Origin of the sequence: Pantoea sp. Acro-807 (genome assembly GCF_011752675.1) — a bacterium.
Taxonomy (GTDB): Bacteria; Pseudomonadota; Gammaproteobacteria; order Enterobacterales; family Enterobacteriaceae; genus Pantoea; species Pantoea eucrina.
The window spans coordinates 86,547-103,535 of record NZ_VWXE01000005.1; the positions used below are offsets into that span (position 1 = coordinate 86,547).

At 57.1% G+C, this 16,989-nt stretch carries 15 protein-coding genes; 10 read left to right on the forward strand and 5 right to left on the reverse strand.

Annotated features, from left to right (window positions below; genetic code table 11):
• Window positions 1–152: 152 nt before the first annotated feature.
• A complete protein-coding gene (gene soxS / locus F3J39_RS13130) occupies window positions 153–581 on the reverse strand; it encodes a superoxide response transcriptional regulator SoxS (RefSeq protein ID WP_039382026.1) in 429 nt (142 codons plus the stop codon).
• A gap of 96 nt (window positions 582–677) precedes the next feature.
• Between soxS and soxR the strand changes: the two genes are divergently transcribed.
• From soxR to F3J39_RS13150, 4 genes are all read left to right on the forward strand, one after another.
• Entirely contained in the window at window positions 678–1,157 is a 480-nt protein-coding gene (gene soxR, locus F3J39_RS13135; RefSeq protein WP_039382028.1) for a redox-sensitive transcriptional activator SoxR, read from the forward strand.
• 43 nt (window positions 1,158–1,200) lie between these two features.
• A complete protein-coding gene (locus F3J39_RS13140) occupies window positions 1,201–1,866 on the forward strand; it encodes a glutathione S-transferase (RefSeq protein ID WP_104085639.1) in 666 nt (221 codons plus the stop codon).
• A gap of 283 nt (window positions 1,867–2,149) precedes the next feature.
• Window positions 2,150–3,499, forward strand: a complete 1,350-nt coding sequence (locus F3J39_RS13145) for an NCS2 family permease (protein WP_094111306.1) — start codon at window positions 2,150–2,152, stop codon at window positions 3,497–3,499.
• Window positions 3,500–3,640: 141 nt separating this feature from the next.
• On the forward strand, window positions 3,641–5,290 hold the full coding sequence (locus F3J39_RS13150; RefSeq protein WP_039382034.1) for a Na+/H+ antiporter: 1,650 nt from the start codon (window positions 3,641–3,643) through the stop codon (window positions 5,288–5,290).
• A 23-nt stretch (window positions 5,291–5,313) separates the two neighbouring features.
• Here F3J39_RS13150 and F3J39_RS13155 read toward each other — a convergent pair whose 3' ends face one another.
• Window positions 5,314–6,216, reverse strand: coding sequence for a LysR family transcriptional regulator (locus F3J39_RS13155; protein ID WP_071668445.1), 903 nt, complete (start codon window positions 6,214–6,216; stop codon window positions 5,314–5,316).
• Between the two features lie 102 nt (window positions 6,217–6,318).
• On the opposite strand from F3J39_RS13155, the gene F3J39_RS13160 reads away from it, so the two are divergent.
• The 3 genes from F3J39_RS13160 (at window position 6,319) to F3J39_RS13170 (ending at window position 8,105) form a co-directional block, all read left to right on the forward strand.
• A complete protein-coding gene (locus F3J39_RS13160; protein WP_104085611.1) occupies window positions 6,319–6,741 on the forward strand; it encodes a CidA/LrgA family protein in 423 nt (140 codons plus the stop codon).
• The gene (locus tag F3J39_RS13165; RefSeq protein ID WP_071668443.1) at window positions 6,734–7,429 is read left to right on the forward strand and encodes an LrgB family protein; all 696 of its coding nucleotides are present in this window, start codon (window positions 6,734–6,736) and stop codon (window positions 7,427–7,429) included. The genes F3J39_RS13160 and F3J39_RS13165 overlap by 8 nt, the downstream gene beginning before the upstream one ends.
• Before the next feature lie 130 nt (window positions 7,430–7,559).
• Complete coding sequence (locus F3J39_RS13170) at window positions 7,560–8,105, forward strand: YfaZ family outer membrane protein (RefSeq protein WP_039382044.1); 546 nt, start codon at window positions 7,560–7,562, stop codon at window positions 8,103–8,105.
• Between the two features lie 187 nt (window positions 8,106–8,292).
• Here the strand turns inward: F3J39_RS13170 and F3J39_RS13175 are convergent, their stop codons facing one another.
• From F3J39_RS13175 to acs, 3 genes are all read right to left on the reverse strand, one after another.
• On the reverse strand, window positions 8,293–9,945 hold the full coding sequence (locus F3J39_RS13175) for a cation acetate symporter (protein ID WP_094111308.1): 1,653 nt from the start codon (window positions 9,943–9,945) through the stop codon (window positions 8,293–8,295).
• Window positions 9,942–10,271, reverse strand: coding sequence for a DUF485 domain-containing protein (locus tag F3J39_RS13180; protein WP_094111309.1), 330 nt, complete (start codon window positions 10,269–10,271; stop codon window positions 9,942–9,944). The genes F3J39_RS13175 and F3J39_RS13180 overlap by 4 nt, the downstream gene beginning before the upstream one ends.
• A 173-nt stretch (window positions 10,272–10,444) precedes the next feature.
• Window positions 10,445–12,400 (reverse strand): acetate--CoA ligase, encoded by a 1,956-nt coding sequence (gene acs, locus F3J39_RS13185; protein WP_071668441.1) that lies wholly within the window; start codon window positions 12,398–12,400, stop codon window positions 10,445–10,447.
• A 579-nt stretch (window positions 12,401–12,979) separates the two neighbouring features.
• On the opposite strand from acs, the gene gltP reads away from it, so the two are divergent.
• The 3 genes from gltP to murP all read left to right on the forward strand — a co-directional run bounded on the left by gltP (window position 12,980) and on the right by murP (window position 16,775).
• Window positions 12,980–14,281: a glutamate/aspartate:proton symporter GltP gene (gene gltP, locus F3J39_RS13190; RefSeq protein WP_071668440.1), complete on the forward strand. Its 1,302-nt coding sequence runs from the start codon at window positions 12,980–12,982 to the stop codon at window positions 14,279–14,281.
• A 149-nt stretch (window positions 14,282–14,430) separates the two neighbouring features.
• Window positions 14,431–15,342: an N-acetylmuramic acid 6-phosphate etherase gene (murQ, locus tag F3J39_RS13195; RefSeq protein ID WP_094111310.1), complete on the forward strand. Its 912-nt coding sequence runs from the start codon at window positions 14,431–14,433 to the stop codon at window positions 15,340–15,342.
• Window positions 15,342–16,775, forward strand: coding sequence for a PTS N-acetylmuramic acid transporter subunit IIBC (gene murP / locus F3J39_RS13200; RefSeq protein WP_166714298.1), 1,434 nt, complete (start codon window positions 15,342–15,344; stop codon window positions 16,773–16,775). Before murQ ends, murP begins: the two co-directional genes overlap by 1 nt.
• Window positions 16,776–16,989: the final 214 nt, after the last annotated feature.

Genomic DNA, 16,989 nt, shown 5'->3' on the forward strand with positions numbered 1-16,989 from the left:
GCGCGTCAGGAAACGCTCTCACGTCGGATTGAGTGTGATTTGGATCACATTATATCAGCGGATTTGAATTTTTGAACAAATTTTGTACCCGCGAAGGCGGGCTGGGACGCGCGGCTAAAGCTGGAAGAGAGCGCCTGAAGCAGGCGCGCTGATTACCGGACAGGGCAGCATTCACCGGTGGTGCGCTGGGCGAAGCTGTTCATATTGTCGCTGCAGTCAAAGCTAAGCAGGCGAGGCCGTTGCGCAATCGCCTGACGACGCATGGCGTGACGATAGGCCGTAGGCGTCTGCGAAAACTGCCGGCGGAACACGCGCGAAAAGGTTTGCTGCGAATCGTAACCATACTGCATAGCGATATCAAAAACCGGTCGCTGCGTCTGCAGCAGCGCTTCTGCCGCCATCGTCAGACGCCGTTCACGAATATAGCCACCCAGCGTCTGTTTCGTCACGGTACGGAACATACGCTGCAGGTGCCATTTTGAGTAACCCGATTTTGCTGCCACATCATCAATCGACAGTGCTTTATCCAGATTCTGATCGATCCAGTTAGTCAGTGAATGAATGATTTCCTGTTGCATCATAGCCTCATCCTTCTGAAGGGGTATTACCCGGTGAGAAATTCGTACTTTTGATGGTGAGCGAGTATAGTTCCTCAAGTTAACTTGAGGTAAAGGCTGATGGTAAAAAAAGAGCGTAACTATCCAAAGCCGGTGCTGACGCCAGGAGAAGTGGCAAAACGTAGCGGCGTAGCGGTCTCGGCACTGCACTTTTATGAAACCAAAGGATTGATCTCCAGCACCCGTAATAATGGCAATCAGCGACGCTACAGCCGTGATGTACTGCGCCGCGTGGCGATTATTAAAATTGCGCAGCGTATCGGTATTCCGCTGGCGACGGTGAGTGAGAGCCTGATGCATGTCCCGGCGAATAAACGGATGTCGACGCAGGAGTGGGATGCACTGACGCAGCACTGGCGTGAGGAGCTGGATAAACGCATTGAGACGCTGACGCGGCTGCGGAACGATCTGGACGGATGTATTGGCTGTGGCTGTTTGTCGATGCGCGACTGTCCGTTACGCAACCCCGGCGACCGGCTGGCGCAGCAGGGTTCAGGCGCCGTGCTGCTTGACCCGGAGCAGGATGAGCAGGGGCGTTAATCCGCTATACTGGTGCGATACCTTTATCAGCAAGGAGCTGTACATGATCACCGTTCATCATCTGGAAAACTCCCGTTCGCATCGTGTGTTATGGCTGCTGGAAGAGCTGGCGGTGCCGTATCAGATCAAACGTTATCAGCGGGAAAATACGATGCTGGCACCCGATGAGCTGAAAAAGGTGCATCCGCTGGGGAAATCACCGGTAATAGCCGATGGCAACCGCGTTATTGCTGAATCCGGCGCCATTCTGGAGTATCTGCAGCTGAAGTATGACAGCGAGCAGCAGCTGACGCTGAGCAATGAAGATGAACAGATTCAGGGACGCTACTGGCTGCATTATGCCGAGGGATCGCTGATGCCGCTGCTGATCATCAAGCTGGTTTTTGCGCAGCTAAGCAAAAAACCGGTTCCCTGGCTGCTGCGCCCGATCGGTGGCGCCATGCGTAAAGGAATGGAGAAAGCCTGGCTGAATAAGCAGCTGGCGTTGCATACCCGCGTGATTGAACAGCATTTAAGTCAGCATGCGTTTTTTGCCGGTTCGCGTTTCAGCATCGCTGATGTTCAGATGAGTTTTCCGCTGCTGGCGCTTCAGATGCGCGGCGGCCTGCACGATCTGCCTGCCACCACCCGCTGGCTGGAAGAGATGCAGCAGCGCGCCGCCTGGCAGCGGGCGCTGAAGCAGGGCGGCCCGATTAAATTCAGCGACTGACGCCGGCCCGGAATCCGGTAATCGTAGGGGGCGCATTAATGCGCCCCGAATTGGTCCGCCGTCACCGCAGGCGTGCTTTCTCCAGTCCGGTGACGATTAACAGTTGAAAACGTTACCCCAAACGCCAGATAATCGCCTGCCATTTTATCTCCCCCTCTTTGACGGGAAGTACATAGCTGCGTAATCGTTTGCGCCTCTTTTCTCTTTGAGAAATCCCCACCAGGGTGATGCGTAAGCGGCAGCTGTGCGGCGACTTACATCTAAAATATGCAGAGGAATAATTATGTCTGGCGACTCACGCCCGGCCAGTGGAAAACTGGACGCCTGGTTCCACATTTCAGCACGCGGCAGCAACGTGCGGCAGGAAGTGCTGGCGGGGCTTACCACCTTCCTGGCCATGGTCTACTCGGTTATTGTGGTACCGGGCATGCTTGGTAAAGCGGGCTTTTCCCCTACGGCGGTATTTGTTGCCACCTGCCTGGTCGCCGGGTTTGGCTCCCTGCTGATGGGACTCTGGGCCAATCTGCCGCTGGCTATCGGCTGTGCTATCTCGCTGACCGCCTTCACTGCATTCAGCCTGGTCCTTGGGCAGCACATCAGCGTACCGGTCGCGCTGGGCGCCGTATTCCTGATGGGATTACTGTTTACGTTTATCTCGGTAACCGGTATCCGCGCCTGGATCTTACGCAATCTGCCGATGGGCGTGGCGCACGGTACCGGGGTTGGTATCGGCCTGTTTTTACTGCTGATTGCAGCAGACGGTATTGGCCTGGTGGTAAAAAACCCGGCCGCAGGCTTGCCGGTGGCGCTGGGCGATTTTACCGCGTTTCCGGTCATCATGTCGCTGGTGGGTCTGGCGGCAATCTTTGGCCTGGAAAAACGCCGCGTACCTGGCGGCATCCTGCTGACTATACTGGCTATCTCACTGATTGGGCTTGTGTTTGATCCGGCGGTGACCTGGCAGGGGCTGTTTGCGATGCCAAGCCTGAAGGATGCCAGCGGTCAGTCAGCGATGTTCAGTCTGGATATCGCAGGCGCGCTGCAGCCAGCCGTACTGCCCAGCGTTCTGGCGCTGGTTATGACAGCGGTATTCGATGCGACCGGCACCATTCGTGCGGTTGCCGGGCAGGCCAATCTGCTGGATAAAGAAGGGCAGATCCTCAATGGCGGCCGGGCGCTGACCAGCGACTCCCTCAGCAGCCTGTTTGCCGGCCTGGTCGGTGCGTCTCCGGCAGCAGTCTATATTGAATCAGCAGCCGGTACGGCAGCGGGTGGCAAAACCGGCTTAACCGCTATCGTCGTAGGCGTACTGTTTCTGCTGATGCTGTTCATGTCGCCGCTTGCCGGTCTGGTGCCGGCCTATGCGACCGCGCCGGCGCTGATGTATGTCGGGCTACTGATGCTGAGCAACGTGGCAAAAATTGATTTCAGCGATTTTGTAGATGCCATGTCAGGCCTGCTGACCGCGGTGTTTATTGTGCTGACCTGTAACATCGTGACCGGCATTATGCTGGGCTTCGCCTCGCTGGTGATTGGCCGTCTGTTTGCCGGGGAGTGGCGCAAACTCAACGTGGGGACGGTAGCGATCGCTGTTGCACTGGTCACCTTTTATGCGGCAGGCTGGGCTATCTGACCACAGGTTCCAGTAATTTTCAGATAATCCCCTGACTTTGCCAGCGCCGCACATCGGGTCCCCCTATGTGCGGCGTTTTGTTTTACACTTTTTAGCGTAACGACCCTCGCTTTTAACCATTTCGATTCGCCTAAGGAAAGCATGGAAATCTTTTTTACTATTCTCATTATGACGCTGGTGGTGTCACTCTCCGGCGTCGCGGCAAGAATCCTGCCGTTTCAAATTCCGCTGCCGCTGGTGCAGATCGCAGCGGGTGCCTTACTTGCCTGGCCCACGTTTGGCCTGCATGTCGATTTCGATCCGGAACTCTTTCTGGTGCTGTTTATCCCGCCGCTGCTGTTTGCTGACGGCTGGAAGACGCCTATCAATGAGTTTCTGAGCCACGGTCGCGAGATCCTCGGGCTGGCGCTGGTACTGGTGCTCATCACCGTGGTCGGTATCGGCTACCTGATCTACTGGCTGGTGCCGGGTATTCCGCTGATCCCGGCTTTTGCACTGGCAGCCGTGCTGTCACCGACCGACGCCGTGGCGCTGTCGGGTATCGTTGGCGAAGGGCGCATCCCAAAGAAAATCATGTCGATTGTGCAGGGTGAGGCGCTGATGAACGACGCCTCTGGCCTGGTATCGCTGAAATTTGCGGTCGCCGTGGCGATGGGCACCATGGTCTTTACCTGGGGCGGCGCCAGCGTGGAGTTTCTTAAAGTGGCCATTGGCGGACTGATTGCCGGCGTGGCCGTTTGCTGGCTCTATGGCCGCTCGCTGCGCCTGCTGAGCCGCTGGAGCGGAGACGATCCGGCGACGCAGACCGTGCTGCTGCTGCTGCTGCCGTTTGCCTCCTACCTGATTGCTGAACATCTCGGCGTCTCCGGTATCCTTGCCGCCGTCGCGGCCGGGATGACCATCACGCGCTCCGGCATCATCCGTCAGGCGCCGCTGGCGATGCGCCTGCGCGCAAACAGCGTCTGGCAGATGCTGGAGTTTGTGTTCAACGGCATGGTGTTCCTGATGCTCGGCCTGCAGCTGCCGGATATCCTTGCGACGTCCGTTGAGCAGGCGAATGCCGATCCCAACGTCGAGCTGTGGATGCTGTTTACCGATGTCGCGCTGGTGTATGCGGCGCTGATGATTGTGCGTTTTGGCTGGCTCTGGATCATGAAGCGCGCCAGCATGCGCCTGCTGAAGAAAAAACCGCTGGAATTCTCAAACTACTCGCTGCGCGAGCTGCTGATTGCCTCTTTTGCGGGCGTACGCGGTGCGATTACGCTGGCGGGCGTGCTCTCTATTCCGCTGTTTCTCAGTAATGGCGAGCCCTTCCCGGCGCGTTATGAACTGGTATTCATCGCCACCGGCGTGATCCTCTTCTCGCTGTTTGTTGGCGTTATCCTGCTGCCTCTCCTGCTGCGCGGTATCGACAGCCATGATAAAGCAGGCCACCGTCATGAACTGCAGCATGCGCGAGCCGCGATGGCGGGTGTGGCGATTGAAAGCCTGCATAAGATGGAGCAGCGGCTGGAGAGTGATACCGAAGAGAATATCGATCCGGAGCTGCTTAAAGAGGTCAGCCTGCGGGTGATTGGCAACCTGCGCCGCCGCGTGGATGGCAAGGATGACGTGGATCAGGCACTGTTTGCTGAGAACCTGGAGCGTCGTTTCCGTCTGACCGCGCTGCGCGCCGAGCGTGCTGAAGTGTATCACCTGCGCGCAACGCAGCAGATTTCCAATGAAACGATGCAGCGCCTGCTGCGCGATCTCGATCTGCTGGAAGCGCTACTGATCGAGAAAGAGGAGTAACCTCCTTTGCATGCCGCCGCGTCTCACACCTGCAGACGCGGCGCATCATCCGGCCAGTGTGTGCGACAGCAGCTGATCCAGGCTTCCGCACTGCGCGACAGATAGCTCCCTTCACGCCAGATCAACCCGATACGCCACTCCAGCGCAGATGCCAGCGGCAGCCACGCCAGCGACTGCGGATCCAGCCGCTGACAGATAGGTTCCGGCAGTACGGCTACGCCCATCCCCGCCTGCACCATCGCAGCCAGAAAATCCCACTGACCGCTGCGCAGCGCAATCTGAGGCGTTACGCCTTCACGCTGAAATGCCTGCATCAGCTGGCGGTTAAGGGCAAACTCTTCATTCAGGATCAGCAGCGGATGCTGCGCCAGTTCTGTCAGCGTCAGATGCGGGCGGGCGTGCCAGGCCGCGCTGCGCGACACCAGCACGCAGAGCGGATGGCGCATCAGCTCCAGCGTGTTAAGCGGTAAATCGGGCTCAACCGGCAGGGCGGTAAGCGCAATATCCAGCGCGCCGCTCAGCACCGCCTGCTGTGCGGTCAGCCCGCCTGATTCTGCAATATGCAGCTGCACGCCGGGATAGCGGCGCTGAAATGCTGAAATTGAGCCGGCAATCTGCATGCCCACCATCGGCGGAATACCCAGGCGCAGCTCACCGGTTTTCAGCTGATTGATATCACCAATCTGCGCCTCCAACTGATGAAACTCCTGCAGGATCGCGAGACCGCGCTGGTAGACCGCCTGACCGCTGTCGGTGAGATGCAGACGGCGTCCCTCCCGCCGCAGCAGCGCGCACCCCAGCTCCTCTTCCAGCTGGCGCACCATTTTGCTGATGGTGGGCTGCGTAACATAAAGCTGCTCTGCTGCACGGGTAAAGCTCTGCTGCTGTACTACGGCGACAAAGTAGCGCAGGGCACGTATATCCATGATCATTCCTTAATGGCATAGTCCGGATGATTTTAATTCATTTCTTTCACGGTTAGCGGCAGATTTATACTGCGTTTCTCACATTCCTTACCGGAGATCGCCATGGCTGCCGCCATTAATCCGCGCCCCCGTCTGTTACAACATCTGATACTGCCGCTGCAGCTGCTGCTTTATATCGGGCTATTCAGCGTCTGCGATCTTCTGGTGCGCTGGCTGCACCTGCCGCTACCGGCAAATGTACTCGGCATGGTTATGCTGCTGTTATTGATTGTTTTGCGCGTATTGCCGCTGGGCTGGGTCCGGGCCGGGGCAAACTGGCTGCTGGCTGAAATGCTGCTGTTTTTTATTCCGGCGGTGGTGGCGGTGGTCAATTACAGCGATCTGCTGCGCAGTGAGGGATGGCGTATTTTTATCGTGATTGCGATCAGCACGCTGCTGGTGCTGGCGGTCACATCGCTGGTGGTTGATCGCCTCTACCGGTTTGAAATGGCGCGTGCGGCACGCAGGCAGGATATCAATGAGTAACGCCATCATCAGTCTGCTCTGTCTGGCACTCACCCTGCTGGTCTATTACCTCAACAAGCGTCTCTACCGGCGCTGGCGGCGGCTGATGCTGATGCCGCTGGTGCTGACGCCGCTGATACTGGTCGGGCTGCTGCTGATTACGCATGTCAGCTGGCAAAACTATATTGCGGAGAGTCACTGGCTGCTCTGGCTGCTGGGACCCGCCACGCTGGCGTTTGCCGTGCCGGTGTATGAAAACATGGCGCTCATCCGGCGTCACTGGCTGTCGCTGAGTGCGGGGGTTCTGTGCGCTACCACGGTTGCCGTGTGTAGCTCAGTCTGGCTGGCGCGATTACTGGCGCTGCCGGAGAGTATTCAGCGTAGTCTGGCCGTGCGTTCAATCACCACGCCATTTGCGCTGGCCGCCGCCGGTCCGATGGGCGGACAGCCCGATCTGGTCGCGCTGTTTGTGGTGATCACAGGCGTGTTTGGCATGGCGGCAGGGGATATTCTTTTTCTGCGCATCGCGATAAAACAGGGGGTGGCGAAAGGCGCCGGGTTGGGTGCTGCCTCTCACGGTGCCGGAACTGCGCGCGCCTATCAGATTGGTCAGCAGGAGGGGGTGGTATCCAGCCTGGTGATGATGCTTTCGGGCGTCGTCACGGTTCTGCTGGCGCCGCTTCTGAGCCATCTGCTGTGGCACGCGTGACACGTTTATCGATAAATCGTTCCCATTGTAATTTAATTTTACGTAAAGGTTTCCAATAAAAGTTGTGTCTGACGACTATGCTAACTACTCTTTGCGCCGACTTATTTTTTACTTCATGGAGTGGATTAGCATGATCAAGCAACTTGTTACCGGAAGCGTTTTGGGCCTTGCACTGCTGAGCGGTAGCGTACAGGCGATTGAGGGCAGTGTTGACGTGGGTGAGCACAGCACCAACCTGAACCTTGGCCTCGGTACTACCTCTCCGGGTCTGTTTCTGAAAGGTAACTGGCTGCGCAGCGACCATGACGGCAGCACCTACGGTGCAGGTCTGGGCTATAACATCGATGTTGGCGATCTGCGCGTCGCGCCGACGGCAAAAGCGCTGTTTACGCACCCGGAAGATGGCCGTGATGGCTTCACCATCGCCGTGGGTGCAGGTGCACAGTACAGCTTCAACAGCATGTGGGGCCTGTATGGTGAATATTACTATGCGCCAGAGGCGTTTTCCGATCGTCTGGACAGCTATCAGGAAGCGTCAGGCGGCCTGAGCTTTACGCCAGTTTCACTGCTGAACCTGCGCGTGGGCTACCAGTATATCGAGCTGAACAATAAAGGCAGCCGCAAAGATAACGTGCTGGTAGATGGCCCATACGTAGGTGCCTCACTCCGCTTCTGATCTGCCGCTGCAAACCAGGGGCGCATAAATGCGCCCCCTACATCACCTCGCAGGGGCGCCATTAATGGCGCCCTGGTTGATATCCGCCCCGGTTCCGATGACATCATTAATGACGCCCTGGCCAATTCCCGCACCGGATCCGATGACGCCATTTATGGCGACCGTGTCGAACCCGGTGCGGCTGCGATCAGTGCGATTTCCCCTGTGAAATACCGATACCGGTTTGCGAACGAATAAACTGTCCGCGGAACCGTGCGCGCTCCTGTGCACCCTGAGCGGAGTGATCGGTGATGGAAAAGAACCAGGTGCAGACAAAAGCGACCAGCATGGAGAACAGCGCCGGGTACTCGTAAGGATAGACCGGGGTAGCGTGACCCAGCACCTGAACCCAGACGGTAGGGCCCAGAATCATCAGCACCACCGCCGTCAGCAGTCCCAGCCAGCCGCCCACCATCGCGCCGCGTGTGGTGAGCTTCGACCAGTACATGGAGAGCAAAATAATCGGGAAATTGCAGCTGGCTGCAATAGAGAAGGCCAGACCGACCATAAAGGCGATGTTCTGCTTCTCAAACAGGATCCCCAGCGCAATGGCAACCACACCCAGCACCAGCACGGTAATTTTAGAGACGCGCAGCTCTTCACGCTCCGTTGCCTGACCTTTGCGGATCACGCTGGCGTAGAGATCGTGCGACACTGCCGACGCGCCCGCCAGCGTCAGCCCGGCGACAACGGCCAGAATCGTGGCGAAAGCTACCGCCGAGATAAAGCCGAGGAACAGGCTGCCGCCTACCGCATTCGATAGATGCACCGCTGCCATATTGGTGCCGCCAATCAGGGCGCCGCTGGCGTCTTTAAACAGCGGGTTTGCACCCACCAGCAGAATCGCACCAAAGCCGATAATAAAGGTCAGGAAATAGAAGTAACCCATAAAGCCGGTTGCCCAGAACACGCTTTTACGCGCCTCGCGCGCATCCGCCACGGTAAAGAAGCGCATCAGAATGTGTGGCAGTCCCGCTGTACCAAACATCAGCCCCAGCCCCAGCGACAGGGCGGAGATAGGATCTTTCACCAGTCCGCCGGGCTGCATAATCGCCGCGCCTTTAGGATGGACCGCCATCGCCTCCGTAAACAGCGTGTTAAAGCTGAAACCGGTAGCTTTCATTACCATAATCGCCATGAAGCTGGCACCAAACAGCAGCAGCACCGCTTTGATGATCTGCACCCAGGTGGTCGCGAGCATGCCGCCGAACAGAACATAGAGCACCATCAGAATGCCAACCAGTACCACGGCGATATGATAATCAAGGCCGAACAGCAGCTGGATAAGCTTGCCGGCCCCCACCATCTGCGCAATCAGATAGAGCGCAACCACCACCAGCGAACCGCAGGCAGAGAGGGTGCGGATCGGCTTCTGCTGCAGCCGGTAGGAGGCCACATCGGCAAAGGTATAGCGTCCGAGATTGCGCAGCCGCTCAGCGATCAGAAACAGGATCATCGGCCAGCCGACCAGAAAGCCGAGCGAATAGATCAGCCCGTCATAGCCCGAGGTATAGACCAGCGCCGAAATACCAAGAAATGAGGCGGCGGACATAAAATCGCCCGCCATCGCCAGGCCATTCTGGAAGCCGGTAATATTGCCGCCTGCGGTGTAGTAGTCGCTGCGTGAGCGGGTGCGCTTTGATGCCCACCAGGTAATACCCAGCGTGAACGCGACAAACACCACAAACATGATTATCGCTTCATAGTTGGTCGCCTGCTGCTGGACGTCGCCGGTCAGCGCATCGGCCGCCAGTACGCCCGCTGGCGCCAGCGCCAGCAGAATCGGGAGCGCGCGCTTCATGATTTTACCTCGCTGACGATCTGTTTAGTCAGGCGATCAAACTCGCCATTGGCGCGCCAGACATAGACGCCGGTAAGCAGAAAAGAGACCACAATCAGGCCCACGCCAATCGGAATACCGCGCGTCACATTGGTACCGGCATGCAGCGGCGTGCCGAGCCAGCCGGGCGCAAACGCGATCAGCAGGATAAACCCGACATACAGGACCAGCATAATAATGCTCAGCAGCAGCGCAAAAGACTGGCGCTTATGGACCAGCTCCTGAAAACGGGGGTTATTTTCTATTTGTTGCCAGACGGCTTCCTGTTGATTCAGGGTGTCATTCATCACAGTTTCTCCAGAGGCAAAGCAGACGGAAATCTCACATTAATGTGATTTAACGGATTGAATATTCTGGTTATCAGGGTTGTGCGATGGTGAACAGCATACGGCGTAAGGTGAACTAACGGAGAGAAGCCTGCCGGGGACAGGCTGATGCTCTCCGCTGATAAGGGCAACGATTACGGCATGGCGATCGACTGCTTCTCCTCCAGTAATTTCTCTACTACACCTGGATCGGCCAGCGTAGAGGTATCGCCAAAGTTGCTGGTATCGCCCGCTGCAATTTTGCGCAGAATACGCCGCATAATTTTACCGGAGCGGGTTTTCGGCAGCGAGTCGGTCCAGTGCAGCACGTCCGGCGTGGCGATAGGGCCGATCTCTTTGCGTACCCAGTTGCGCACTTCCGTATACAGCTCCGCTGACGGCTCTTCGCCCTGATTCAGGGTGATATAGGCGTAAATGGCCTGCCCTTTAATGCTGTGCGGAATACCGACCACGGCCGCTTCAGCAATTTTCGGATGTGAAACCAGCGCGGACTCAATCTCTGCCGTGCCCAGACGATGTCCGGAAACGTTCAGGACATCATCCACGCGTCCGGTGATCCAGTAGTAGCCATCTTCATCGCGCCGCGCGCCGTCACCGCTGAAGTAGCGATGCTTAAACGTGGAGAAGTAGGTCTGTTCAAAGCGTTCATGATCGCCAAACAGCGTGCGCGCCTGACCAGGCCAGGAGTCATTAATAACCAGGTTACCCTCGGTTGCGCCCTCAAGCTGATTGCCTTCGTTGTCCACCAGCGCCGGCTGTACGCCAAAGAAGGGTTTGGTGGCCGAGCCCGCTTTCAGCTCGGTTGCGCCCGGCAGCGGCGTGATCATAAAGCCGCCGGTTTCAGTCTGCCACCAGGTATCGACGATGGGACAGCGGCTGTCGCCAATCTTTTTGTAATACCACTCCCAGGCTTCCGGATTGATCGGTTCACCCACGGAGCCCATGATGCGCAGGCTGCTGCGTCGGGTGCCTTCAATCGCCCGATCGCCTTCCGCCATCAGCGCGCGAATCGCGGTGGGCGCCGTGTAGAGCAGGGTAACGTTATGCTTGTCGACGACTTCCGCCATCCGGCTCGGCTTCGGCCAGTTGGGCACCCCTTCAAACATCAGCGTGGTTGCGCCACAGGCCAGCGGCCCGTAGAGCAGATAGCTGTGACCGGTGATCCAGCCGACGTCTGCGGTGCACCAGTAAACGTCGTCGTCATGGTAATCAAAGACATATTTAAAGGTGCTGGCCGCATAGACCAGATAGCCGCCGGTGGTATGCAATACGCCTTTTGGCTTGCCGGTCGAACCGGAGGTGTACAGAATAAACAGCGGGTGTTCCGCTTCAACCGCCACCGCTTCGTGCTCTGCGCTGGCCTGGCTGACCAGATCGTGCCACCAGAGATCGCGTCCCTCATGCCACTCCGTGGTTTTTCCGGTGCGCTTAAATACGATTACCTGCTTCACGCTGGTCACCAGCGGATTTGCCAGCGCGTCATCAACATTCTTTTTCAGCGGAATGGCACGTCCGGCGCGGATACCCTCATCCGCCGTGATCACCAGCTTCGCGTTGCTGTCGACCACGCGTCCCGCCACGGCTTCCGGCGAAAAGCCGCCAAAAATCACTGAATGCACGGCACCAATACGCGCGCAGGCCAGCATGGCGACAGCGGCCTCCGGCACCATCGGCATATAAATGGCCACCACGTCGCCTTTTTTAATCTCAAGCTGCGTTAATACATTTGCCATGCGGCAGACGTCAGCGTGCAGCTCCCGGAAAGTCAGCGTTTTACTTTCACTGGCGTCATCCCCTTCCCAGATAATGGCCGGGCGATCGCCCCGCGTCGCCAGATGGCGATCCAGGCAGTTAGCCGCAAGATTCAGCGTGCCATCTTCATACCAGCGAATAGAGATATTGCCCGGCGCAAACGAGGTATTTTTCACCGTGCTGTAAGGCGTGATCCAGTCGAGAATCTTTCCCTGCTCACCCCAGAAGGCGTCAGGATCGTCCACGGACTGCTGATAGCGCGCCGCATACTCGTCGGCATTAATCAGGGCGTTCGCTGCGATGGCAGCGGGTACAGGATGCTTGTGAATTTGGCTCATGGCTGACCTCCTTGAAGATGTTAATCATATGTCAATCAAAGGTTAATTGAAGAGGGGGCAGGGGCTTTGTTTCGGTTTTGCAGTCTGGATCACGGCCTGCCGGCATGCGCTAAAGCGCGCAAAAACGGCGCTTTTTGCGGCAAAAAAGCAGCGTGCTGAAAGCGGCTGTCAGCAGGCAACAGAGGGTTTTGTGATTAAATGTTAAGCAAACGCGCCGGGCGATAAAATCGTCAGATCTGAATAGCTATGCGGAAAATTATCGAATTAACGCTTTTCATAACAGCGGGTTATAGCCACAGGATAACAGCAGCATTTTATGCTACTGAGCTGCGCACGATTTAAGCTATCGCGCCGGGGGTTGCATTTACCGTAGTGAAAATGGTACTTATCTGGCCGCTGTTCAGCAGGTATCAACTCAGGCTGTATCCTTGCGCTGGCGCAAACCGCCGGCAGAACAAAGCGGAATACAGCCCATTATAACCCTCTATTTTATCGGGCTTTTGCTCACTTCCCTGTGTGTACCATCTCCTGCACCTTCGCAGCAGAGCAAAGGGGTTTTAACTGAGGAAATAACGCGTTATGAAAGGTTTTAAACTCACCCTCGCCTGGCAGATCCTGATTGCCCTGATCCTCGGCATTATCGCAGGAACCGTGCTGCATAATCAGCCAGACGATCGTGAATGGTTAATCACCAATATTCTTACTCCTGCCGGTGATATCTTCATTCATCTGATCAAGATGATTGTGGTGCCGATTGTTATTTCCTCGCTGATTGTTGGCATTGCCGGCGTCGGGGACGCGAAAAAACTCGGGCGTATCGGGGTGAAAACCATTATCTATTTTGAAGTGATCACCACCATTGCCATTGTGGTCGGCATCACGCTGGCTAACGTATTCCAACCCGGCAGCGGCATTGATATGTCAACGCTGGCAACGGTGGACATCTCTAAATATGAAGCTACCACCGAAGCGGTTCAGGGCGCTCCTCATGGCCTGGTTAGTACCATCCTGTCACTGATCCCGCAGAACATCTTCGCCTCGCTGGTCAAAGGCGATATGTTGCCGATTATTTTCTTCTCAGTGCTGTTTGGCCTGGGTCTGTCGGCGCTGCCGTCGGAACATCGCGATCCGCTGGTCGGCCTGTTCCGCTCGGTATCAGAAACCATGTTCAAAGTGACTCATATGATCATGCGGTATGCGCCGGTGGGCGTATTTGCACTGATTGCGGTGACCATTGCGAACTTCGGTTTTGCATCGCTCTACCCGCTGGCGAAACTGGTACTGCTGGTTTATGCCGCCATCCTGTTTTTCGCCTTTGTCGTGCTCGGTGCGGTCGCGCGCTTCTGCAAGCTGCGTATTACGACCCTGATGCGTATTCTGAAGGATGAGCTGATTCTGGCTTACTCTACCTCCAGTTCAGAGACGGTGCTGCCACGCATTATGCAGAAGATGGAGGCGTATGGTGCGCCGAAAGCGATCACCAGCTTTGTGGTGCCTACCGGCTACTCCTTCAACCTGGATGGCTCTACGCTCTATCAGAGTATTGCCGCCATCTTTATTGCCCAGCTTTACGGCATTGACCTGTCGCTGACCGATGAGATCATCCTGGTGCTGACGCTGATGGTAACCTCAAAAGGGATTGCCGGTGTTCCGGGCGTCTCCTTCGTGGTGCTGCTGGCGACGCTGGGCAGTGTGGGGATCCCGCTTGAAGGGCTGGCGTTTATCGCAGGCGTTGACCGCATCATGGATATGGCGCGTACGGCGCTGAACGTGGTGGGAAATGCGCTCGCTGTGCTGGTCATTGCACGCTGGGAAAATCAGTTTGATGCTAAGCAGGCCGCCGCCTACGAGCTGCAGCTGCGTATGCAAAGCGCCACCTGATCCGCTACTAAGCAGAACAAAACCCGCCGCTGGCGGGTTTTTTTATGCCTGCAGTAAAAATAAAAAAATTCTGCGCCGCTGCACATGAATTAACAATTCTTTGTGATATAAATTTTTCAGAATAAATTATTCATTTGTAGGAGCGTATTATGACCCTTGATCTCAACAAGATGATCACCGAGAGCCGCAATCCGGCCAGCCAGAATATTGACGAGCTCAGCACGGAAGCGATGCTGCGCGTCATTAATGACGAAGATAAAAAAGTGGCGCTGGCGGTAGAGGCGATTGTGCCGCAGATCGCACAGGTTACGGAGGCGATTGCGCACGCCTTTAGCCAGGGCGGGCGACTGATTTACTGCGGCGCCGGTACCTCTGGCCGGCTCGGTATCCTGGATGCCAGTGAGTGCCCGCCTACTTTTGGTACGCCGCGCGGTCAGGTGGTGGGGCTGATTGCCGGCGGGCATACGGCGATCCTGCAGGCGGTTGAGAACGCGGAAGATAACGCCGGACAGGGCGCACAGGATCTGGCGGATATCGGTTTCAGCCCCCGGGACGTGCTGGTCGGAATTGCGGCCAGCGGCCGCACCCCCTATGTGCTGGGCGCGCTCGCTTACGCACGCGAACAGGGCGCGTTTACCGCCGCGCTGACCTGCAATCCCGACAGCGCGATGGCGCAGGCGGCTGATGTCGCGCTGACGCCGGTTGTGGGGCCGGAGATCGTCACCGGATCGTCGCGCATGAAGGCGGGCACGGCACAGAAGCTGGTGCTGAATATGCTGAGCACTGGCGCGATGATCCGCAGCGGCAAGGTGTATGGCAACCTGATGGTGGACGTGGAAGCTACCAATCAGAAACTGGTTCAGCGCCAGATAAACATCGTTAAGCAGGCCACCGAATGCGACGACGCCACGGCTCAGCAGGCGCTGACGGCGTGCGGCGGCCACTGCAAAACCGCTATCGTCATGGTGCTGGCGGGCCTGACGGCGGAAGAGGCGCGCGCGCTGCTGGATCAGAACCGCGGGTTTATCCGCGCCGCATTACGTGACTCAGGAGTACGCTGATGGCCGCAATCACTGAAACGCTGCTGCGCGATATTCTGCGGGCCGTGGGCGGGCCGGGTAACGTAGCGATGTGCGGCAATTGCATGACCCGCCTGCGCCTGACGCTGGTGAATGCTGCGCTGGCGGATAGCCCGCAGCTGAAACAGCTGCCGGGCGTACTGGGCGTGATTGTCAGCGACGCCCAGCTGCAGATTGTTCTGGGGCCGGGCAAGGCGCAAACCGCGGCGGAAAAGATGCAGCTATTGCTCAATGACGGCACGCCGGCGCAGGATCTGCAGGCGATCGCCCAGGCGCAAAAGCAGCAGTTAAAATCGAAACAGAGCAGTGCGCTGCACCGCTTTCTCGCCTGCTTTGCCACCATCTTTACGCCGCTTATTCCGGGATTTATCGGAGCTGGCCTGCTGCTCGGTTTTGCCACCCTGACCGAGCAACTGTTTCACCTTAATCAGCCGGGTGAGCACGCCCCGTGGCTGCTGGCGACCGTGGCCTACATGAAAGTGTTTGGCAAAGGACTGTTTACCTTTCTCAGCATTCTGATTGGCTATAACGCGCAGAAAGCGTTTGGCGGCACCGGCGTCAACGGCGCGATTATCGCCTCGCTGTTTGTGCTTGGCTACAGCCCGGAAGCCACCGTCGGGTACTACAGCGGGATGGAGAACTTTTTCGGGCTGACGATCGATCCGCGCGGCAACATTATCGGCGTGCTGCTGGCCGCGATATTTGGTGCCTGGACAGAGAAGCAGCTGCGTAAAATCATTCCCGATAACCTGGATATGATCCTCACCTCGCTGCTGACGCTGCTTATTACCGGCGCCGTGACGTTTCTGCTCATTATGCCGGTGGGGGGGGAGCTGTTTAAAGGAATGTCGTGGCTGTTTATTCACCTCAATAACAATCCGTTTGGCTGTGCCATTCTGGCCGGGCTGTTTTTAATTGCGGTGATGTTTGGTATCCATCAGGGCTTTATTCCGGTCTATTTCGCGCTGATGGAGACGCAGGGCTTTAATTCGCTGTTTCCCATACTGGCTATGGCGGGAGCGGGGCAGGTCGGTGCCTCGCTGGCGCTGTGGTGCAAAGCCGGAAAAGCGTCGCTGCTGCGCAGCCAGATCAAAGGAGCTATTGTGCCGGGGCTGCTGGGCGTGGGGGAACCGCTGATTTACGGGGTCACGCTACCGCGCCTCAAGCCTTTTATCACCGCCTGCTGCGGGGGTGCACTGGGCGGCTTCTTTTTCGGTCTGGTGGCCTGGCTCGGCCTGCCGGTGGGGATGAATACGGTGTTTGGCCCCTCCGGCCTGGTGACGCTGCCGCTGATGACGTCAGCACAGGGCATTTTTGCCGGCATGGCGGTCTATCTTGCCGGTCTGCTGGTCGCCTGGACGGGCGGGTTTCTCTTCACCTGGTGGTGGGGCATGAAAAATATCGATTTGGGTTAACGCCCGCTGCGGGCGCTGCTGCGCCCGTAAATATTTACCGTTTCCTCCATTCTGGCTAAATAATGGTGTGAGCCGCAACGCATAATCCTGTTTTCATCTTTCAGTTTTTACCCTTCAATACAGTTATTTATAAAAATTGCTCTTTTTTAGCAGCAAGAAATAAATCATCAGCGCTTAAGTCGTTCCGCTAATCAGCCGATAGATCCGGAATAAT

Excerpts from the sequence above, each read along its gene's own strand:
- soxS (WP_039382026.1), bottom strand. The coding sequence starts at position 581 with ATGATGCAACAGGAAATCATTCATTCACTGACTAACTGGATCGATCAG.
- soxR (WP_039382028.1), top strand. The coding sequence starts at position 678 with ATGGTAAAAAAAGAGCGTAACTATCCAAAGCCGGTGCTGACGCCAGGA.
- F3J39_RS13140 (WP_104085639.1), top strand. The coding sequence starts at position 1,201 with ATGATCACCGTTCATCATCTGGAAAACTCCCGTTCGCATCGTGTGTTA.
- F3J39_RS13145 (WP_094111306.1), top strand. The coding sequence starts at position 2,150 with ATGTCTGGCGACTCACGCCCGGCCAGTGGAAAACTGGACGCCTGGTTC.
- F3J39_RS13150 (WP_039382034.1), top strand. The coding sequence starts at position 3,641 with ATGGAAATCTTTTTTACTATTCTCATTATGACGCTGGTGGTGTCACTC.
- F3J39_RS13155 (WP_071668445.1), bottom strand. The coding sequence starts at position 6,216 with ATGGATATACGTGCCCTGCGCTACTTTGTCGCCGTAGTACAGCAGCAG.
- F3J39_RS13160 (WP_104085611.1), top strand. The coding sequence starts at position 6,319 with ATGGCTGCCGCCATTAATCCGCGCCCCCGTCTGTTACAACATCTGATA.
- F3J39_RS13165 (WP_071668443.1), top strand. The coding sequence starts at position 6,734 with ATGAGTAACGCCATCATCAGTCTGCTCTGTCTGGCACTCACCCTGCTG.
- F3J39_RS13170 (WP_039382044.1), top strand. The coding sequence starts at position 7,560 with ATGATCAAGCAACTTGTTACCGGAAGCGTTTTGGGCCTTGCACTGCTG.
- F3J39_RS13175 (WP_094111308.1), bottom strand. The coding sequence starts at position 9,945 with ATGAAGCGCGCGCTCCCGATTCTGCTGGCGCTGGCGCCAGCGGGCGTA.
- F3J39_RS13180 (WP_094111309.1), bottom strand. The coding sequence starts at position 10,271 with ATGAATGACACCCTGAATCAACAGGAAGCCGTCTGGCAACAAATAGAA.
- acs (WP_071668441.1), bottom strand. The coding sequence starts at position 12,400 with ATGAGCCAAATTCACAAGCATCCTGTACCCGCTGCCATCGCAGCGAAC.
- gltP (WP_071668440.1), top strand. The coding sequence starts at position 12,980 with ATGAAAGGTTTTAAACTCACCCTCGCCTGGCAGATCCTGATTGCCCTG.
- murQ (WP_094111310.1), top strand. The coding sequence starts at position 14,431 with ATGACCCTTGATCTCAACAAGATGATCACCGAGAGCCGCAATCCGGCC.
- murP (WP_166714298.1), top strand. The coding sequence starts at position 15,342 with ATGGCCGCAATCACTGAAACGCTGCTGCGCGATATTCTGCGGGCCGTG.